The 18,212-nt window shown below is 64.8% G+C and carries 11 protein-coding genes; 6 read left to right on the top strand and 5 right to left on the bottom strand.

All coding sequences use genetic code 11. The features are described 5' to 3' along the window. Nucleotides 1–3: 3 nt before the first annotated feature. From WGH93_RS07360 to WGH93_RS07345, 4 genes are read left to right on the top strand one after another with little or no spacing between them, the layout of a single operon-like run. Nucleotides 4–1,914, top strand: a complete 1,911-nt coding sequence (locus WGH93_RS07360) for a hypothetical protein (RefSeq protein ID WP_374764223.1) — start codon at nt 4–6, stop codon at nt 1,912–1,914. Nucleotides 1,915–1,943: 29 nt separating this feature from the next. Continuing rightward, nucleotides 1,944–4,187 (top strand): methyltransferase domain-containing protein, encoded by a 2,244-nt coding sequence (locus tag WGH93_RS07355; protein WP_374764222.1) that lies wholly within the window; start codon nt 1,944–1,946, stop codon nt 4,185–4,187. Nucleotides 4,188–4,193: 6 nt separating this feature from the next. After that, nucleotides 4,194–5,687 carry a class I SAM-dependent methyltransferase gene (locus WGH93_RS07350; protein ID WP_374764221.1) on the top strand — a complete coding sequence of 498 codons (1,494 nt, stop codon included), beginning with the start codon at nt 4,194–4,196 and terminating at the stop codon, nt 5,685–5,687. Then, nucleotides 5,680–7,494, top strand: coding sequence for a glycosyltransferase 61 family protein (locus tag WGH93_RS07345; protein ID WP_374764220.1), 1,815 nt, complete (start codon nt 5,680–5,682; stop codon nt 7,492–7,494). The genes WGH93_RS07350 and WGH93_RS07345 overlap by 8 nt, the downstream gene beginning before the upstream one ends. On the opposite strand, the gene WGH93_RS07340 is transcribed toward WGH93_RS07345, so the two are convergent. From WGH93_RS07340 to WGH93_RS07330, 3 genes are all read right to left on the bottom strand, one after another. Beyond that, nucleotides 7,470–8,093, bottom strand: a complete 624-nt coding sequence (locus WGH93_RS07340) for a sulfotransferase family 2 domain-containing protein (protein ID WP_374764219.1) — start codon at nt 8,091–8,093, stop codon at nt 7,470–7,472. The two genes, WGH93_RS07345 and WGH93_RS07340, sit on opposite strands and share 25 nt — an antisense overlap. Then, complete coding sequence (locus tag WGH93_RS07335; RefSeq protein ID WP_374764218.1) at nt 8,093–8,992, bottom strand: sulfotransferase; 900 nt, start codon at nt 8,990–8,992, stop codon at nt 8,093–8,095. Before WGH93_RS07335 ends, WGH93_RS07340 begins: the two co-directional genes overlap by 1 nt. Before the next feature lie 86 nt (nt 8,993–9,078). Beyond that, the gene (locus WGH93_RS07330) at nt 9,079–11,223 is read right to left on the bottom strand and encodes an SAM-dependent methyltransferase (protein WP_374764217.1); all 2,145 of its coding nucleotides are present in this window, start codon (nt 11,221–11,223) and stop codon (nt 9,079–9,081) included. A 207-nt stretch (nt 11,224–11,430) separates the two neighbouring features. Here WGH93_RS07330 and WGH93_RS07325 point away from each other — a divergent pair, with 207 nt between their 5' ends. Next, nucleotides 11,431–12,987 carry a methyltransferase regulatory domain-containing protein gene (locus WGH93_RS07325; protein WP_374764216.1) on the top strand — a complete coding sequence of 519 codons (1,557 nt, stop codon included), beginning with the start codon at nt 11,431–11,433 and terminating at the stop codon, nt 12,985–12,987. A gap of 6 nt (nt 12,988–12,993) precedes the next feature. Here WGH93_RS07325 and WGH93_RS07320 read toward each other — a convergent pair whose 3' ends face one another. Both WGH93_RS07320 and WGH93_RS07315 read right to left on the bottom strand, forming a co-directional pair. Next, nucleotides 12,994–15,102 carry a glycosyltransferase gene (locus WGH93_RS07320; RefSeq protein ID WP_374764215.1) on the bottom strand — a complete coding sequence of 703 codons (2,109 nt, stop codon included), beginning with the start codon at nt 15,100–15,102 and terminating at the stop codon, nt 12,994–12,996. Further along, on the bottom strand, nt 15,099–15,731 hold the full coding sequence (locus tag WGH93_RS07315) for a TetR/AcrR family transcriptional regulator (protein ID WP_374764214.1): 633 nt from the start codon (nt 15,729–15,731) through the stop codon (nt 15,099–15,101). The genes WGH93_RS07320 and WGH93_RS07315 overlap by 4 nt, the downstream gene beginning before the upstream one ends. Before the next feature lie 286 nt (nt 15,732–16,017). Here WGH93_RS07315 and paaZ point away from each other — a divergent pair, with 286 nt between their 5' ends. Further along, nucleotides 16,018–18,060: a phenylacetic acid degradation bifunctional protein PaaZ gene (gene paaZ, locus WGH93_RS07310; RefSeq protein ID WP_374764213.1), complete on the top strand. Its 2,043-nt coding sequence runs from the start codon at nt 16,018–16,020 to the stop codon at nt 18,058–18,060. Nucleotides 18,061–18,212 lie beyond the last annotated feature (152 nt).

The raw sequence follows: 18,212 nt of genomic DNA, 5'->3' as shown, positions 1-18,212 counted from the left end.
TTCATGGCGGAGGCTGGCGAAAAAACGGCTCTTGAAGCCTGCATGGAGACCTCTCGCGCTTTCGAGCGCAGTGTGCGCACCAGCGATTACGAGGCCGGGGCCGAGCATCTGGTGACTCTGCTGGAAAAGCTGGAAGGCGGGGTCTGGACATTGGGCACCCATGCGGGCAAGGCGCATGAGGCGGGGGAGGCGCACGCCACCCGGATCGCCAGCAGCCTGACCAGCATGTTGCTGGACCCGGATTACGGGATGCCCACGCGGTTGTTCCACCTGCTGGGCCGTTTCAAGCGCACCATGGTCCAGATTTTCGAGACGAGCGGCTATCGTGGCACCGGCCATCTGATCGAACTGGGCAGCGAGCGGGACGCGCAGGGCCGTCGCCGCGTGCCGGGCAAGCTGCTGCCGCGCATCCTGCTGGGCCTGTCCATCAATGCGCTGAGCCAGGACCTGCTTAATGCCATGTTCCGGCTGAACAAGGGCGTCAGTTTCACGCTGACGCTGGCTTTCCTGTCCGAGCAGGGGCTGTTCAACGCGCGGGCGGAAGCCATGCGCGGCAAGCTGCTGGCCGCATCCGACCATTGGCTGGACTATACGCCCAACCGCTATCAGCTCAACAGCCTGGGCCCCGCCTATATGGGCTGTTCCTATGCGCTGAGCCCGGAAAAGCACGATATCAAGCGCTGCTTCAATGCGGTGGTGCAGAACTGGCTGGATCAGGAAATCAGCGACCTGCCGGATGCAAGCGCGCGCCGGGCACAGCTCAAGGATCGGCCCACGGTCGTGATCGTGGCGGAGCTGTACAGCTCTTTTCATGCCATGCACCGCTGTTACGGCCAGTCCATCGCTTCCCTGCGGGAACGGTTCCACACCATCCTTTATCTGCCGCGGGAAGGCATTGACGACGAGATGCGCGCGCTGGCAGATGAGGTGCGCCCGCTGGATTTCCGGCTGTCCACCGTGGCCGATGTGGTCAAAAAGGTGGCGGACGACGCGCCGGACATCCTCTATCTGCCCAGCGTGGGGATGCGCATGTCGTCCATCGTGTTTTCCAATCTGCGCCTGGCGCCCATACAGGTGATGACATTCGGCCACCCCGCCACCACCAAGGCGCCTCATGTGGATTATGCGGTGCTGGCGGACAGCCAGCTTGGCGACCCCGCCACCATTGATGAAACCATCCTGCTGCGGCCCGACAGGGCGCGCCATCTGGATCGCAACGACGCCAACCATGTGAAGCCCACCGTGCGGCTCAAGCCGGATGTGGTGAAGATCGCCGTGCCCGCATGGTCGCGCAAGGTGGTTCCCGCCTTTCTCGACATGTGCGAGGGCGTGCGCCGCCACAGCCCCCGCCCGGTGGAATTCGTATTCTTCCCCAACAGCGTGGGCGCCCTGCATCAGGCCCTGTCGCGGCGACTGGGCACGATGCTGGATGCCACCGTGCTGCCGCGCAAGTCCTATGCGGATTATATGAGCCAACTGGCGGACTGTGACATCTTCCTGTCGTCGTTTCCCTTTGGCGCCACCAATGGCATTCTGGATGCGGCCTCGCTCGGCCTGCCCATCGTCAATCTTCAAGGGCCGGAAGTGCACAGCCACAGCGACAGCCACCTGGTGGCCAAGCTGGACCAGCCTGAATGGCTGACCACCCGATCCGTGGCCGAATACCGGGATGCGGTGCTGCGGCTGGTGGCGGATGACGGCCTGCGCGTGCAGATCAGCCGCAACATACTGGACGGCGACCCCAAATCCGCCTTCTACCCGCAGGACGACAGCCCCAACACGGACATGTGCACCCTGCTGGACGCCATCTATCACCTGCACGAGGAAGTGCAGAAACGGGATCGCCATGTCTGGCACATGGACGACCTGGTGCGGGGCCTGAAGCGGTACAGGCGGATGGGAGTGTCCGCCTGAGCCGGGCGGCATAAGGGGACGGTACCGGTATGCGGACTTTATGCGCGATCCTGTGTGTTCGGAACGAAGCGGCCTATCTGCCGACCACGCTGACCCATCTGGCGCGGCAGGGGGTGGATGCGTTCGTCATCGATCACGGCTCCACCGATGAAACACCGGCGATCATTGAGCGCTTTCATGGCCGCCCCGTGATCGGTCGTGGCACCATGCCCTGGCGGGGTGTGTTTTCTCTTTCCGAGCAGATGAAGGCCAAGCAGGCTGTGGCTGACCGGTTGTCCCATGATTGGCTGCTGCACATGGATGCGGACGAGTTTCCACATTCCCGCGCGGCGGGGGAAAGCCTGTCCGCGCTGGCCGCACGCGCCCAGGCAGCGGGCGCCACGGTGGTCAATTTCGAGGAATTCGTGTTTCTTCCCAGGCCTCATGAGGCTTTCGAGGGCCGGGATTTCGTGGCGGGTATGGACCGCTATTATTATTTCGCGCCCAGGCCAAAGCGCCTTATGCGGCTGTGGCGCAACGGTCAGGGGCTTTCCGTCGCCGGGCGGGGCGGGCATTATGTGAGTGGGGACGGGGTGCGCCTGTTCGATGAACCACAGGTGCTGCGCCATTATCCGGTCCTCAGTGAGGCTCATGCGCGCGCCAAATATGTGGGGCGCCCGTTCGATCCCCAGGAAGTGGCGGCAGGGTATCATCGCAACCGCCTGAAAATCACACCGGAAGCCGTGCGGTTTCCCGCTGAGGCGCCTGCCCTGAGGGTGCTGCCGCATCAGGATGCGCCGTTTGATCGTTCTGCTCCGCAGGCCCGGCATTACTGGCACTGGCCGGCCAATTCCAGCCGGAATGGGGCCGTGGCCGACGGGGAAGGGGCGCGTGCATATTATGCGGGCCTGAACACGGAACTGCTGAACCGCGTTCCCCAATCGGCGCAGCGCGTTCTGGAAGTGGGGTGCGGCGCGGGGCGCCTTGGTGCTGCCGTGCGGGCGCGTACCGGGGCCGAGGTGATCGGCGTGGAGCGGGAGCCGGATGCAGTCGCGGCTGCTCGCCAGCGGCTTGACCGCGTGGTCAGGGCAGACCTGTCCCGGTCCTTTCCAAGGCTGACGCCCGGCAGTTTCGACTGTGTTCTTTTCGGCGACGTTCTGGAGCATCTAGACGATCCGGTGATGGCCCTGCGATGGGCCTGGCAATTGCTGAAGCCGGATGGCGTGGTGCTGGCTTCCATTCCCAATGTGGCCCATGCCAGCGTTGTGCGGGATCTGCTGCGCGGGGATTTTCAGTATCATGACTCCGGCCTGCTGGACCGGGATCACAGTCACCTGTTCAGTTACGCCACGGTGCAAAAGACATTTCTTGAAGCGGGATTGTGGGTGGAAAAGCTGGATCAGACCAATACGCCGGATCGGGATGGCAGCTTGGCGCGCCTGATCGCCGCGCTTGAACCCGCTCTTGCTGAAACCGGGGCTGCCACGGAGCGGCTGCCCGATACGGCGGGCCATCATCTGGCCGCTTATCAGTTTCTTGTTCAGGCCCGCAAAATGCCTTTTGCGGAGCGTGACCGCCACAGCAGCATGACTGTGATTACGCCCAAAGAGCCACAAGAACCATCGATCACCTTTGTGGTGGCCGCCAATGACCGGGCGCAATTGCGCAATAATTTCCTGCGTTCGCCTTTTCTGGATGCCGCACCCGCCCGCTATCCGGTGTTTATGCGGTACGGCGTTTCCAGCGCGGCGGCGTTGTTCAATGCCGTCCTTGCCAAGGCCCGCACCCCCTGGGTCGTCTGGGTGCATCAGGATGTCTATTTACCGTCTTACTGGCCTGCCCGGTTTCTTGACCAGATCGTGGCGGCGGAAGCGCAGGGCCACTCACCTGATGTTGCGGGCGTTTTCGGTGCGCGTACCGGGGCCAGGGGGCGGATCGATATTGGCCGGGTTCAGGATGGGCAGGGCTGTTTCGCAGGCCACGCGTCGCTTCCCGCGGCGGCGGACACACTGGATGAAGTATTGCTGGCGGTGCGACGGGATGCGGGGCTCCGTTTCGATCCCGCGTTGGGCTGGCATTCCTATGGCGCGGACATCTCGCTGGCGTCCGAGGCGGCGGGGCACCCGCCTCTCGTGGTGGATGCGCCGCTTTATCACAACACCATTGGCAATCGTCGGCAGGCCAATCTGCCCGCGGCCTTTCATGAAAGCCGCCGGCATCTGGCGCGCAAGTGGCGGCATCGGCTCCCGGTGGACACCCCTTGCGGACGGCTGACAGAGCCTGAGCGTGGTTGATCGGCCATGCATGTAAATCTCTGCCAGATTACCCATCGCAATGTTTATAATATTTTCGCCGATTCCGCGGCGGCGCTGGCCTGGGGGCTGGCGCGCGGGGGCCATTCGGTGCAGTGGGGCTATAATCGCATTCGGCCCGGTGCGCTGAATATCCTGTTCAATGCCAACCGTCTGAGCGATGCCGAATTGGCGGCCTTGCCGGGCGATGTGGTAATTTATAATTTCGAGCAACTGGATAATCGGGACACCGGTGCCTTCACCCCCGTTTATCTGGAAACGCTCGCCCGCGTTGGCTATCTGGATTATCAGCAGGTCAATCTGGATTTCATGGCCCGCAAGGTGGGGCGCCCGGTTGGGCAATGGCTTCCCCTTGGGGATGCGCCCACCCTGCGGGGGCGTTTCGAGCATCGGGCCGAAGCGGAAAAAGACATTGATGTTCTCTTTTTCGGATCACCGAATCCGCGTCGGCGCAAGGTGCTGGCGGCGCTGGAAAAGAGCGACCTCAATCTGGTGGCGCGCAAGGCGTATGGGCCCGACCTGGAAGCCCTTCTGGCGCGTACCCGGCTGGTGTTGAACCTGCACTATTACCCAAGCGGCCTTCTGGAAGTAGTGCGGCTTCAGCCTTTGCTGGCCAATGGCATAGCCGTGCTTACGGAAGTCAGCCCCCATACCCGGCTGACTGGTTATGAGGACTGGCTTGATGGGCTGGCTAGCGCCCCGTATGAGGCGTTGGCGGATCAGGCAATCGCGCTGGTGCACGACAAGGCCGCCCGTACCGCTCTTTCCCGGAAGGCGCGCCGTGTCATTGCCGCGCGGCCCATGGATCGCCTGGTGCCGCGGCTTTCACATGCTGCGGCAGGAAAGCCCTGGCCCTTGCCCGATACGCTGGCGTTCGGCGCGCCGCAGGGGTTTCGGTTCGACCGTGTGAACCTTCACCCGGACATGCGACAGACCCCGGATATTGCCGGGGAACCGGGCGCCCTGACCCTGCCCGCCACGGTGGATGCGGGCCGTTTCGGGCGGTGTCGATTGCGGCCCGGCCAGTTCCGACGCATTCTGGTCGGCGATGTGCTGGCGGATGTGCCCGATCTGATCGCCACCATGGCCGTGTGTCGGGACTTGCTGGCGGATGGCGGTGAGATGGAAATTACCGTGCCCCATGAATTATCGCTGGCGGCATGGTCCGGGCCGCAGCGGAAGCGTGTTTTCAATGAACACAGTTTCCGGCCATTCGGTGTGGATAGCTGGACCATTGGCTGGCTGGATCAGCATTTGCGGCAACAGGGTCTTGTTTTCAATCTCAGCGATCTGGGAAAGCGCATGAAGGCGGAAGGGGCGGACGGCGAAACTATCGCCCGCACGCCCCGCGCAGTGGATAGCCTGACCGTTCGGCTGGTGAAATCAGCCGCTTTCTTTCCTCGGCATTCCCGCGAACTGGATCGCATCTTGACCCGCTTTCAGGAACAGCGCCGGGGTGGGGGAAACAATTCCCATGAATGAAGACGGCGGCCCGAACGGGGTAACGGATACCCTGACCGAAAATGCCCTTCTCTGTCCCGTTACGGGGGCGGAACGGGGGCCGCTTTTGCCGGGCGCGCGGGGTGGTGTGCTGGATGCGGACGGGGCGCCGGTAGCGGCGTCCGCCTTGCTGCGCCGTTATCGGCCCGTGCATTTCGATGCGTCAGGCCGCCCCGCCGGGCATCTGAAACGGCGGGAAGGCACCGAAACCGCCCTGATAACGCCGCCGGACAGTGCGGGCGATGCGCGGGATCATCTGCCCGGCACGGCGCTGTTCGCCGGTTATCTGTTTCCCCATTTCGGCCATTTCCTGCTGGAAAGCCTGGCCATGCTGGCGACTATCCGGGCCCATCCGCACATGCCGCTGGTATGGCTGCCCGTTCATGGCACGGGGGAGGTTCTTCCCTGGCAGCGGGCGATTCTGGACGCGCTCGCCGTCCACAATCCCGTGCACCTGATCAGCACGCCGACGCGGGTGGACCGGCTGCTGGTGGCCACCCCCGGTTATCGCATTCAGGAAAAGTGCACGCCCCACCATGTGGCGGCCATGGCGGTGCTGCCCGCGAAAGAGCCTTTGCTGGGCAAGCGGTTATGGCTGTCCCGCAGCCGGCTGGATGGTGCCCGCCTGCTGAACGAACAGGCGCTGGAAAACCGCTTGCGCGAAGCGGGCTGGACCATTATTCACCCCGAAACGCTCAGCGTGCCGGATCAGCTTGCCATGCTGGCGGACGCGGAACGGATCGCCGGGGTGGAAGGGTCCGCCTTTCACCTGCTGATGCTGTTTTCGGGCCTGAAAGCGCGGCTGGACCTGTTCGCCCGCGGCCCCACCATCAGCGCCAATTACCGCACCATTGCGCGGGCTTACGGCTGGAACCAGCAGGAACACGGTGTGCCGGTGCGGCAGGTGGATGGTCGGCCACAATGGAAGGCGGATTATGTGTGGCCCGACACAGCGCCGGTTCTCGCCGCGCTGGATGTGCCGCCGCACCCGGCCCGGCCCGCCCGTGTGAATGCACCCACCATAAAGCGCCTGCAAACGCTGGCCGACGCCCTGGGCGCCGAGCGCTATCTGGAGATCGGCGCCATGGACGGGCGCACCGGGCTGGGGCTGACCATACCCACCCGCCACCTGGTGGACCCCAATCCGCGCGTAACCCCTGAGGGCGAGGGGGTGAGCCTCTTCCACATGACCAGCGATCAGTTCTTCGCCGCCGGGATTGGCGCCGGGGAATATGACCTGATCTTCCTGTCCGGGCGGCCCGGTTTTCAGGCTCTCCTGCGGGATTTTCAGTGGGCCGTCAGCCGATCCCATGCCCGTACGGTGATCCTGATGGATGGCACCTGGCCCCCGTCCCCCGCCGCCGCACAGCCCACCTCGGCGCCGGCTTTCCGCCGTCACGGCCCACCGGGTGACGGGCCGTTCGCCTGGGCCGCCGACGGGTTCAAGACGGTGCTTTTCCTGCACGATCACATGCCCGGCTGGCAATATGCCACGATCCGCAGCGGTCTTGTGGGGCAAACGCTGGTCTGGCGGGAACCGCGCCTGCCGCAGCCGCAAAGCGCCCTGCCGCTCGGTGAACTGGAAGGGGTGGTCTATAAGGATCTGGGCCGCCTGCGGGACCGGTTTCACATTCTGCCGGAAGCACAGGCCCTTGCCCGTTGCCTGAAGGGGGCAGGCCCTGCGGGAGCGACGGAGGCGGGCGCCCGGAACGCCTCAGATCAGAACGCCTCAGATCAGAACGGTTCAGATCAGAACGGATCGGGTCAGGACGAACCGGGCCGGTCATAGCCGAACAGCGCATAGTCCCGGCCATACAAGGTGGCCACGCGGGCCAGCAGGTCCGCTGACAGGTTGTCCCGGTCGGGCCGAGGGGCGTGGCTGTCCTTGCCGGGGCCCCGGCGGCGCGGCACGGTGCGCACGGCAAAGGGAATATCGAGCGTGGTTTCCAGATGCCGGGTCAGGTTTTCGCCAAGGCCCGCTTCCTGGCGCATAACGGTGATGCCGCGCATGGCGAAATCCGCCTGCGGGCGCAGGTGATTGTCCAGATGGCGCGGGTCCTTCTCGAACCTGTCCAGCGCTTCCTGCGCCCAGGTCTCGAATGGGGTGTCGCCATCGGGCACGCGCATCAGATATTCGCTGATCAGCCGGTCCAGCGGGTCGCGCACGGTCATGAATACATGGTCGAAGGCGGTCATGTCGAACAGTGCCGCCAGCAGCCGGGCATGATAATGCTGGGGTGAGATCATCTCCGCCGGTTTGTCGCGCCGGGGCTTCCAGAAGGAAAGCTGAAAATCATTGGCGCGGAACAGGTCTTCCACATAGGTGCCGCCGGTCTTGGGCACATGAACGAACAGCACCCGGCGGCCATGGCCGGTCATGACGGGCATCAGCGCGCCTCCTGGGCCTGTTGTGGCCGGGGCAGGTCGCCAAAGCGGCGCATCTGGTTCAGCCAGTGCACCGGCAAGCGGCCCCGCGTGCGCTTGTACAGGGCGTGATAGACGGGGCGCAGCCGATCATAGGCGGTGGCCAGATGCTCTTCCGGCAGCGGCACTTCCGGGCTTTTGAACACGCGCTTTTCCAGGTCCGGCTGGTGCGTGTCCACCCCCATCCAGCGGCACAGCCGGGCGATGGTGCTTTCCTCGAACAGGGTCTCGTAAAACAGGAACAGACATTTTCCCCGCGGGATACCGGCCTGTTCCAGCCGGGTGATGGTGCCTTCATAATCGGTGCGGCCCATAATGGCCCGGTCTTTCAGGCTGGGCAGATATTGTTCCTTGGCGTCAAACCCGGTCAGCAGCCCCTGATAGAAGCGCAGATTGGACCAGTATCGGTCCAGCGGGTCTCGCATGATGAACAGGAAGCGCACATCGTCCAGCAATTCATACACTTCCCGATAGGTGGCGGCGGGCAACAGGGCATAGCCGGGGGAAATCTCCGTAAAGACTTTTTCATCCCCGATGCGCCGGTGGAAAAAGCGAAGATAGTCATCCGTGGAGCGCATGTTGAACCGCTCCACATAATTGTTCAGGCCCCGCCAGGCACCGCGCCCGGCGCGAATCTGGTCGAAATCCGGCACCTGGCTGGCCAGTGTCTTCATGCGTTTCAGGAAATAGGCTTCCTGAATGGGCCGCACATCCGGCACATCGCGCAGGTCGAAATAGTGCAGTTCCTTGATCGGCGACATGAACACCTGCGGATGGGTGGACAGATAGTCCGCCAGCCAGGTGGTGCCGGCCTTCTGGGCGCCCAGGCCGAATATGAAGGTCTTGTCCTGCAAGCGTGTCATGTTACCTCTTCAGGCCAGATTGATCGGGCCGAGTGTCGCGGTGCCGGGGTCCGGCGCTCATATACGGGTTCAAACCGGGGCCGGGCTCAGAATGTGCGTTTCCGGCACTGTAATTCCATCACGTCGCTGCGGGCATGGGGCAGGTTGCGGCGCACGCGGCGCTCTTCCACCATCAGGCCCATTGCTTCCAGCGTGCCCACCAGTTCCCGCACATGGCCGTGCTGTTCCTTGCGCCCCAGCACGCGCCCTTCCGATACCGGCTGGAGCCAGTTGGTGCCGGGCACCAGCCGCACCGTGGCCAGCAGAACGGCGCCCGGTGCCATCAGTTCCGCCACATGGGCCAGCGCGCGGCGGCGGCTGATCAGGTCCATCTGGTGCAACATGCCCAGCATCAGAACCGTGTCATAGCCCGCTGCCCGATCCGCCGGGGGCTGGAAATCGGTGATGTCCTGATGAAAGGCCCTGAGGCCGGAATGCAGGCGGCCATAATCCACGAAGCCGTTTTCCGACCAGCTATCGCGGTCAGCCTTGTCATACTGGCGGCTGTGGCGATCCACACAGTCAACCGTTGCGCCGCCTTCCGCCAGATAGAGCGGCAGCGGGGAAATGCCGGCGCCCGCATCCAGAATAACGCGGCCCTGAGGCCCGTTGGGCATATGGCTGAGCGCCCAGGGCAGTTCCACCGCCCGCTCGAACGCGCGGGTGAAAAAGCCGAACCGGTTGCGGGCCATGTCCACCAACAGGCGCAGCCGGGCCGGGTTGGCGGACTGGATCGCGGCTTCGGCCAGCACGGAAACGGTGTCCGGCCCGGCGGTGTCGTCCCGATCCGCGATCACCACGGCCCGTTCCCGCATGTGGCCGCCCAGGATCACGTCGCTCCAGCCGCCCAGGCCCTGAACATGCTCGCTGAGCGGGCCGAAAAAGGTCATGCCGTCGTCCCGGAGCGGGAAATATTCCAGCCCCACCAGGATAAGCCGCCGTGTCGCCTTGGCCGCCAGGGTTTTCAGCGTGGCCACATAGGCATCCCGGCTGGGTGCATCCCACAGGCCGGTTTGCGCGATGATCACGGGCACCGGGCGCAGCCGGTCCAGGCTGTCGGGACCGCCGCGATGAATGCGGGCGGTGGGGTCGGCTTCCCGGATGGCGCGGGCCACGTCTTCGTGCTGGGTCAGATAATGGCTGCCGGGGATCAGCGGGTTTTCCGTCACATCTTCCACCCGGTTCAGGATGGACAGGCAGTCACTCCCCTTGATGCCATACACCATATGGCGCATCAGCGCGCGCGGGCCGTCCACCGTTACCGGCACGGTCAGGGCGGGCGCGGGAGTATCCCTTTCGGGTGCGGGCGCCTGTTCGGGGCGCGGCGCGTCCGCCAGATGGGTGTTCAGCGTGGCCAGCCGCCTGTCCAGCGCATCGCGCCCGGTCATGCCCAGTGTGGGGCCGGGCTGGCGCAGCGGTTCCACATGCATCATGCGCGGGGTCAGGCTGTTCGGCACACGCTTCAAAAGGCGACCCGGCACGCTCCATTCCAGATCCAGCGGGCGCATGGACTGGCCCAGTTCCCCCATGGCCAGCGCAAATCCCAGTTGCAGCACATTGACCGGCGGGTCTCCCAGCAGGTCCGTCTGGTCCAGCAGCCAGCGCACCCATTTGCGCCAGAACGGGGCCAGGGTGGGCAGAAAGGCCCGACGGATGCCATAAAGCCGCTGATTGGCATTGTTCCAGGCGGTGGTTTCGTCGGCGCCTTCGGTGGCGAAACTGGGCCGACCCGCGCGGGGGGCGTCAAGACCGGCCCGATCGAACAGCGCCCGGACCACGCGGGATGCGGGCCGCGCCATGTCCACCGGCTTGGCGGCCACCAGCGCGGGCCCCAGATCGGGCAGGCCGTCTTCCAGTGGCAGCAGGGTGTGGTCCATCAGCCAGACCGTCTCCCCTTCGGGGGCATCCGCCTGGGTGAAAGTATCCAACTGATAAAGCGCGGAAAGCCCGCGCAGGCGATCGTTCATCACCGGCACGCGGTGCAGGTGGGCGCCGAATGCCTGCGCCTGACGGGCCAATGCGCGGGCGGTTGCCGGGTTCGCGCCGTCGTCCGCGATCAGATGAACATGACAGCGCCCGCCATCCACCCCGGCCATGCGGGTGACGGCGGTGAGCCACAGGATCAGCCGGTCGGACGCGGCCTCGTCGGCGCTGTCCAGGGTGCAACTGAAAAGCGGTTGTGCGGTATCCATCTTGCGTGCCCCAATGGTTACGGTGCTGCGATCACCAGATCGGTTTGGTGTAGCCAAGTTGTGCGCCCCTGTCCACGCCCCCAATCCCTTACCTGTATGGTGAACCAGTACCGGGCGATCTTGCCAGTGTGGCGCGGATCGCTATGCTGCGGTTTCAAAGGGCGCGGAACGGATGGCCGGGCGCCGAAATGTGAAAAAGGGGTTGGCATGAACGACTGGTCCGGCGGCTATATGACGCAAACCGAATACACGCATGGCGTTTACGCCATGACGGCGCCGCTTTCCATTGCCTATTCCGCCCAGAATGCGCGCCACAGGGTGTCGCCCGGCGCGCCGATTCGCTATCTGGAACTGGGGTTCGGGCAGGGGCTTGGGCTCAATGTTCATGCCGCGGCCAATCCGGGCGTTTTCTGGGGCAATGATTTCAATCCGGCCCATGTGGCGGGCGCCCGCCGCCTGCAACAGACCAGCGGCGCCGATCTGACCCTGCTCGAAGACAGCTTTGAAGACCTGGCCGAGCGGGACGATCTGCCCCGGTTCGACATGATCGCGCTGCATGGCATTTTTTCCTGGATCAATGCCGCCAATCAACATGCCATCGTGCGCATCCTGCGCCGGGCGCTGAGACCGGGCGGGCTGGTATATATCAGCTATAATACCCAGCCCGGCTGGGCGCCCATGGTGCCGGTGCGTGGCCTGATGGAAGCCCATTACCGGCTGGAACAGCCTGAAAGCGCCCCCGTGACGGAGGGGGTGGCCGCCGCCGCCGATTTCATGGACCGGCTGGCCCGAACCGGCATGGGACATTTCCGCAATGCGCCCAGACTGGCGGAGCAGGTGCGCGCCCTGATGGCCAAGGACCGCAGCTATCTGGCGCACGAGTTTTTCAATCGCAATTGGCACGCTTTTCACTTCCACGATCTGGCCGAACAGATGAGCGCCGCCAAGCTGGACTTTCTGATCGGCGCACGCCCCGGCGAGGAGCAGCCCACCTTTCAACTGCCCAAAGGCGGCATGGACCTGGTCGATAGCGTGCGAGACCCCTGGCTGAAGGAAAGCGTGAAGGACTTTTTGAGCGGTCAGCAGTTCCGCGCCGACCTGTTCGTGCGCGGCGCGGAAAAGTGCAGTGCGCTGGAGCAACGAACCGCGCTGGGCGGCTGGCATTTCGTGCTGGTCCGGGAGGTGGAGGCCATCGGCAAAACGCTGACCGTGGGGCGGTACACGGTGAAGCCGAACGCCGCCCTGTATGAGGGATTGCTGGCCTTTCTGGCCGACGATCGATACCGGCCTAAACCGTTTGATGATCTTCTGGCCTGGGGCGAAAGAAAGGGCCTGTCCGCATCCGGCCTGATTCGCCTGCTGAACCAGATGCGCGCGGGCGGGGTGCTGATGCCCGCGCGCGGGCTGGACGAGGCCGCCCCGCTGGTGGCGCGGTGCCGGGCGCTCAACCGCGCCGGGCTGGACAGTGCCCTGCCCGCCGGGCGCAAGGTGAATCTCGCCAGCCCGGTGCTGGGCACGGCGCGCAGCACCAAGGCGGTGGACGGTCTGTTCCTGCGGGTGTTGCTGGATGGGCCGGTGCGCCGATCGGACCTGCTGGACCGCGCCGTGGCCCATGCCGGAAAGTTGGGCCTGCGGCTCAAGTCCCGGCAGGGCGGGGCGGCGCAATCCCCCGCGGAAATGAGGGCCGCGCTGGCGGACAAGCTGCCCGATTTCCTGAACAAGCGGCTGGCGCTGCATCAGGCGCTGCTGATCGCGCCCCGCTGACGGGGTTCAGGCATTGCCCGACGGTTTCGGGCGCGGCGGCAGGCGGGTCAGCGCGGCGCGCATCTGCACCACGCCCGCGTCAAAGCTGTAGCGCGCCCTGATGGTTTCCAGCCCGGCGGCCTGCTGCGCCTGCCAGCGCGCCGGGTCTTCATACAGGGCCACAATGGCGGCCACCAGCGCGTCCGCGTCCGGCTTGATGGCGGCGTCCAGCCCGTCGCTCAGGCCGGTGCCCTCGGCGGCCAGCGGTGTCATCACACAGGGCAGGCCGCGCGCGATGGCGCCGATCACCTTGCCCTTGATGCCCGCGCCGGACAGCAGCGGGGCGATGAACAGCCGGTGCCGGTCATAGGCATCCTCCACCCGGTCGATCTGGCCGTGTATGTGGATGTCATCGTCCGCCAGCGCCGACACCGCCGCCGTCATGCCGCTGCCATAAAGGTGCAGGGCCACCCCAGGCAGCGCCTGTCTCAGCAAGGGCATGATCGTTTCGGAAAGGTAATGAGCCGCCTCCACATTGGGCGGATGGCCATATCCGCCCAGAAAGCACAGACCCGCGCGATCCGCCATTGCGGGCACGTCTTCGCCCGTGACCGGGTTCACCACCCAGGGCGTGCGTACCACATCCGTGGCCCCCATCAGATGGCTGTGGATCACCGCATGTTCCACATCCGTATAGCTGAACACCAGATCGCTGGCGCGCATCACCGCCAGTTCCGAGCGCCGCGTGGCCGCCGCCTGTTGCATCGCCCTGTCGCGTTCCTTCCTGTCGCGCTCATTGTCTGCGGGCAGGCGCAGGGCGGCGCGCAGTTCGCGCAGGAAATGCAGGTCCGCATTGTTGAACAGCACCCGTGCGTCGGGGGCGAAGCGCCGGATCAGGCCGATGAAATGGCGGGCCACATAATGCCGGGTCAGAAAGATCAGGTCCTGTTCCGGGCCGATCGTGCGCAGCATGGTTTCCCGGTCGCTCACATGGGGGGCGTATAGCACCTCCACCCCTTCCGCCTGAAGGTCGGCGGTGTAGTGCCCAAGCCAGGCCCGGTTGGCGGGATGGAAGGTCACCTTGTAGCCAAGCGCCTGAAACAGCCGCGCTTCCTGCACGGCGGCATAGCTGCCCGCGTTGTAATCGGGCCGGGGCACTTCATAATCGATGAACAATACGCGCTTCCGGTCGCTTCCGTCGCGCATGGGGTGCAGGGCGGCATTGGCGCGGGCCGCGGCATCCGGGGTAAGGCGCCCGGTTTCCGGCCCCGTCCACAGGGCCTGCATGAAGGGGCTGTAGGCCATGCGGGTATCGGTGGCGTCCGCCGCGCCGTCCGCCGAGCCGGTCTCCGCCCAGGCAATGGCGAAGGCATGGGTCATCACCAGCGGCCCGCCAAGCGGTGCGGGTATGGTGCGGGCATAGCCATAGCAGGGGGCGAAGGGCGTATCGTCCCGGCCATAGGGCTGGATCGCGCCGCCTGCATCGCGCACCGTGCCGGCGCCGTACAGGCGGCCATCGCGGTACAGAATCCGGGGCGCGGCCAACCCCACGTCCCCCAGCGGTCTGGCGGGGCTTTCCGGCCACAGCAGGGCGAGGGCAGCGGTGTCCCAGTCCGCAAGGGGCAGGCATTCAGGATCGATCAGGGCTATATATGCGCCCCTTGCCGCTTTCAGGGCCGCCTTCAGGGCGGTGGCGGAGTCGGTCGCACCCGCGCCGGTGAGCAGCCGCGCCGCGCCGGTGCGGCCATCCAGCGCGGCGGCGTCCGCCCCGGATTCGGTCAGAATCAGCAGTTCCGCCTGCGTGCCCGACCCGCGTGTGTCCGGCCAGGCAAGAAACAGGCTGTCCAGCAGCGGGGTGGCATCCAGGCTGCGTGGCAGCGGCAATACCACGCTCAGGCGCGGCGTGTCGCATTCGGGAAAGGGCCAGTCGGTGGTGGCTTCGGTAGCGGCCTCGGTGGGGGTGCCCGTCAGTCGGTCATGGGCGGCCAGCAGGGCCGCCGCGTCGTGACGGGCCGCTTCCCCGTCCGCGCCGGTGGCGAGCGCGGCCATCCGGGTTTCCAGCGCTTTGTAGAGCGCGGCCATGGGTGCGGTCAGCCGGTAGCTGTGCCGGGTGGGGGGAAAGACCGCCCCGGTCACGCCGTATCACCGTCTGCCGGGGTGAGTGCCGCCGTGTCCAACTGTTTCAGGCCGTTGAGGAACAGGGTCATGATGATGCGGGGCAGGGCATCCCGGTCCACCGCGCCGCCGGGCTTGAACCAGGTGTAGGTCCAGTTGATCATGCCCATCAGCAGCATGGCGATGGCGGATTTGGCCCGGTATTCACCCAGCGGCGCGGGCGAGATGGCATCCGCCAGATCGGCGAAAATGTGCACCACATCGTCTTGCAGCGTGATGACTTCCTGTTTCTCGGTGTCGGTCAGGCTGTCCAGTTCATTGAGCAGCACGATGTGCCGACTGGCGCTGTGCTCATAGATTTCCAGGAAATCGGTGACGATGGCGGTCAGCTTTTCCTCCGCCGTGCCGCGCGCCTGCATACGCTTTTTCGCAACCTCGCGCAGCAGTGTCACATAATCGATCATGGCGTGATACAGGATCGCCTGCTTGCTGGGATAATAGTGATATATCAGCGATTTGGATATGTGACAGGCGCGCGCGATCTGATTGATGGAAGCGCCGTGAAAGCCAGCGTCCGCGAAAATGCGGGCGCTGGTATCCAGAATGCGTTCCTTACGGGCGTCATATTCTTCCGACTGCGGACGGGCCATGGGATATGCTTTCACTCTCGCGCATTGGGGCCGGACAGGTTGATCGTTCTTAGCCTGCCCGGCCCGCCCTTCGCAAGGGGTGCGCGGGCCGGGCCCGGATTTCGCGCCGCTTGCGCCGGAAGGCCGATCACCTGACAGGGCCATTTTAATAATTGACTGTCCGGTCGGACAATGAAAAAATCGCGCCAGTGGAATTCGGCGGCCCGGCACGGGTCCGGGTGGTCTGCTGAACAGCGCAATGCTGGGCGCCGCACAGGATGCGCGCCCCAATCGGGGGAGATCACACATGCAACTGCAATCCTATGCCCTTGGCCAATGGCACACGTCGAACGAGGAAGGGCAGTCCTTGAAGGATGCCACCACTGGCGAGGTGGTCGCCACCTGTTCCAGCGCCGGGCTGGATTTCAAGGCCATGGCCGATTATGCCCGCACCACCGGCGGGCCCAATCTGGCCACCATGACGTTCCATGAACGCTCCCTGATGATCAAGGCGCTGGCGCTGGCCTTGAACGAGCACAAGGAAGAATTCTACGAGTTGTCCTATCGCACCGGCGCCACCAGATCCGACACCTGGATCGACGTGGATGGCGGTATCGGCACCATGTTCGTCTATTCCAGCAAGGGCCGCATCGAGCTGCCGGATGAAACCTTTCTGATCGATGGCGAATTGCAGCAGATTTCCCGCAAGGGCACCTTTCTCGGCCAGCATATCATGGTGCCGCGCACCGGCGTGGCGGTGCATATCAATGCCTTCAACTTCCCGGTCTGGGGGATGCTGGAAAAGCTGGCGCCCACCCTGCTGGCGGGTATGCCCGCCATCGTCAAACCGGCCAGCGCCACCGCCTATCTGACCGAACAGGTGGTGCGCCGCATGGTGGAAAGCGGCCATCTGCCGGACGGCGCCGTGCAGTTGATCTGTGGCGGCACCGGCGATCTGCTGGACCAGTTGGGGCCGCAGGACATCGTGTCCTTCACCGGGTCCGCCAGCACCGCGAGAAAATTGCAGAGCCACCCCCGCATCACCGAGCAGTCGGTGCCCTTCATCGCCGAATGCGACAGCCTGAACAGTTCCGTTCTCGGCCCCGATGCCACGCCCGACAGCCCGGAGTTCGACCTGTTCATCAAGGAAGTGGTGAAGGAGGTCACCGCCAAGGCCGGGCAGAAATGCACCGCCATCCGCCGCGCGCTGGTGCCCGACCATCTGGCGGATGACGCGGAGCAGGCGCTGAAGGACGCGCTGGGCAATATCATTGTGGGCGATCCGCGCAATGAAAAGGTGAAGATGGGCGCACTTGCCAGCCGCGCCCAGCGGGATGAGGTGAAAGACCGCATCGATGAGCTGCGTTCGGAATGTCGCGTGGTGCTGGATGGCATGGTGGAAACGGCGCTGGAGGGGGCGGACTATGCCTGCGGCGCCTTTGTCAAACCCACCCTGTTGCGCTGCGACGATGCCTTGAACGCCCGCAAGGTGCACAGCGTGGAAGCCTTCGGGCCGGTGGTCACCCTGCTGGGCTACAAGGATCTGGATGAAGCCGTGACCATCGCCAATATGGGTGAGGGCAGCCTGGTGGCCTCCATCTTCGCCTATGACAAGGATGTGGTGCGCAAGCTGGTGATGGGGCTCGGCCCCTGGCATGGCCGACTGGCGGTAATCGACCGGGATTCCGGCAGGGAAAACACCGGTCACGGCTCTCCCCTGCCGCACCTGAAACATGGTGGCCCCGGTCGCGCCGGGGGCGGCGAGGAACTGGGCGGCATTTCCGGCATGAAGCATTATATGCAGCGGCTGGCCGTGCAGGGCTCGCCGGATGCCCTGACCGCGGTGACCAATCGCTGGATCACGGGCGCGCGGGAAAATGTGCTGGACCGGCACCCCTTCCGCCTGAACTATGATGAAATTCAGGTGGGGGACACGCTCCACACCAAAGAGCGCACCGTGACGCTGGAGGATATCGAGCATTTCGCCCATTTCACCGGCGACACCTTCTATGCCCATATGGATCAGGCCGCGGCGGAGGCCAATCCCTTCTTCGAGGGGCGGGTGGCGCACGGCTATCTGCTGTTGTCCTTCGCGGCGGGCCTGTTCGTGGACCCGGCGCCCGGCCCGGTGCTGGCCAATTACGGGCTGGACGGGCTCACCTTCATGCAGCCGGTCAATCCGGGGGACACCATGCGCGTGCGTCTTGTCTGCCGGGACAAGAAGCCCCGCCACGGCAAGGACTATGGCGAGGTGCACTGGGACGTGACCATCTTCAACCAGAATGACGAAACCTGCGCCAATTATATCCTCACCACCATGAATGCGCGCGCGGGCACCGAGCACGGATAAGGGCCGCGGTCCCTCAACAGCGCGAAAAGGCGCCGGGGCGATTCATATGGCGCCGTCACCATCGTGGCGGCGCCATTGATTTTGCGCATCCGCCACGGGGCGGTTTCTCCAGTTTTCTAGTAAAGATAATATAATTTCACGCAAAAATTTAT

It is taken from the genome of Yunchengibacter salinarum (assembly GCF_037658235.1).
Classification (GTDB): domain Bacteria; phylum Pseudomonadota; class Alphaproteobacteria; order Sphingomonadales; family Kordiimonadaceae; genus Yunchengibacter; species Yunchengibacter salinarum.
This window is presented reverse-complemented; position numbering and strand designations above follow the sequence as displayed.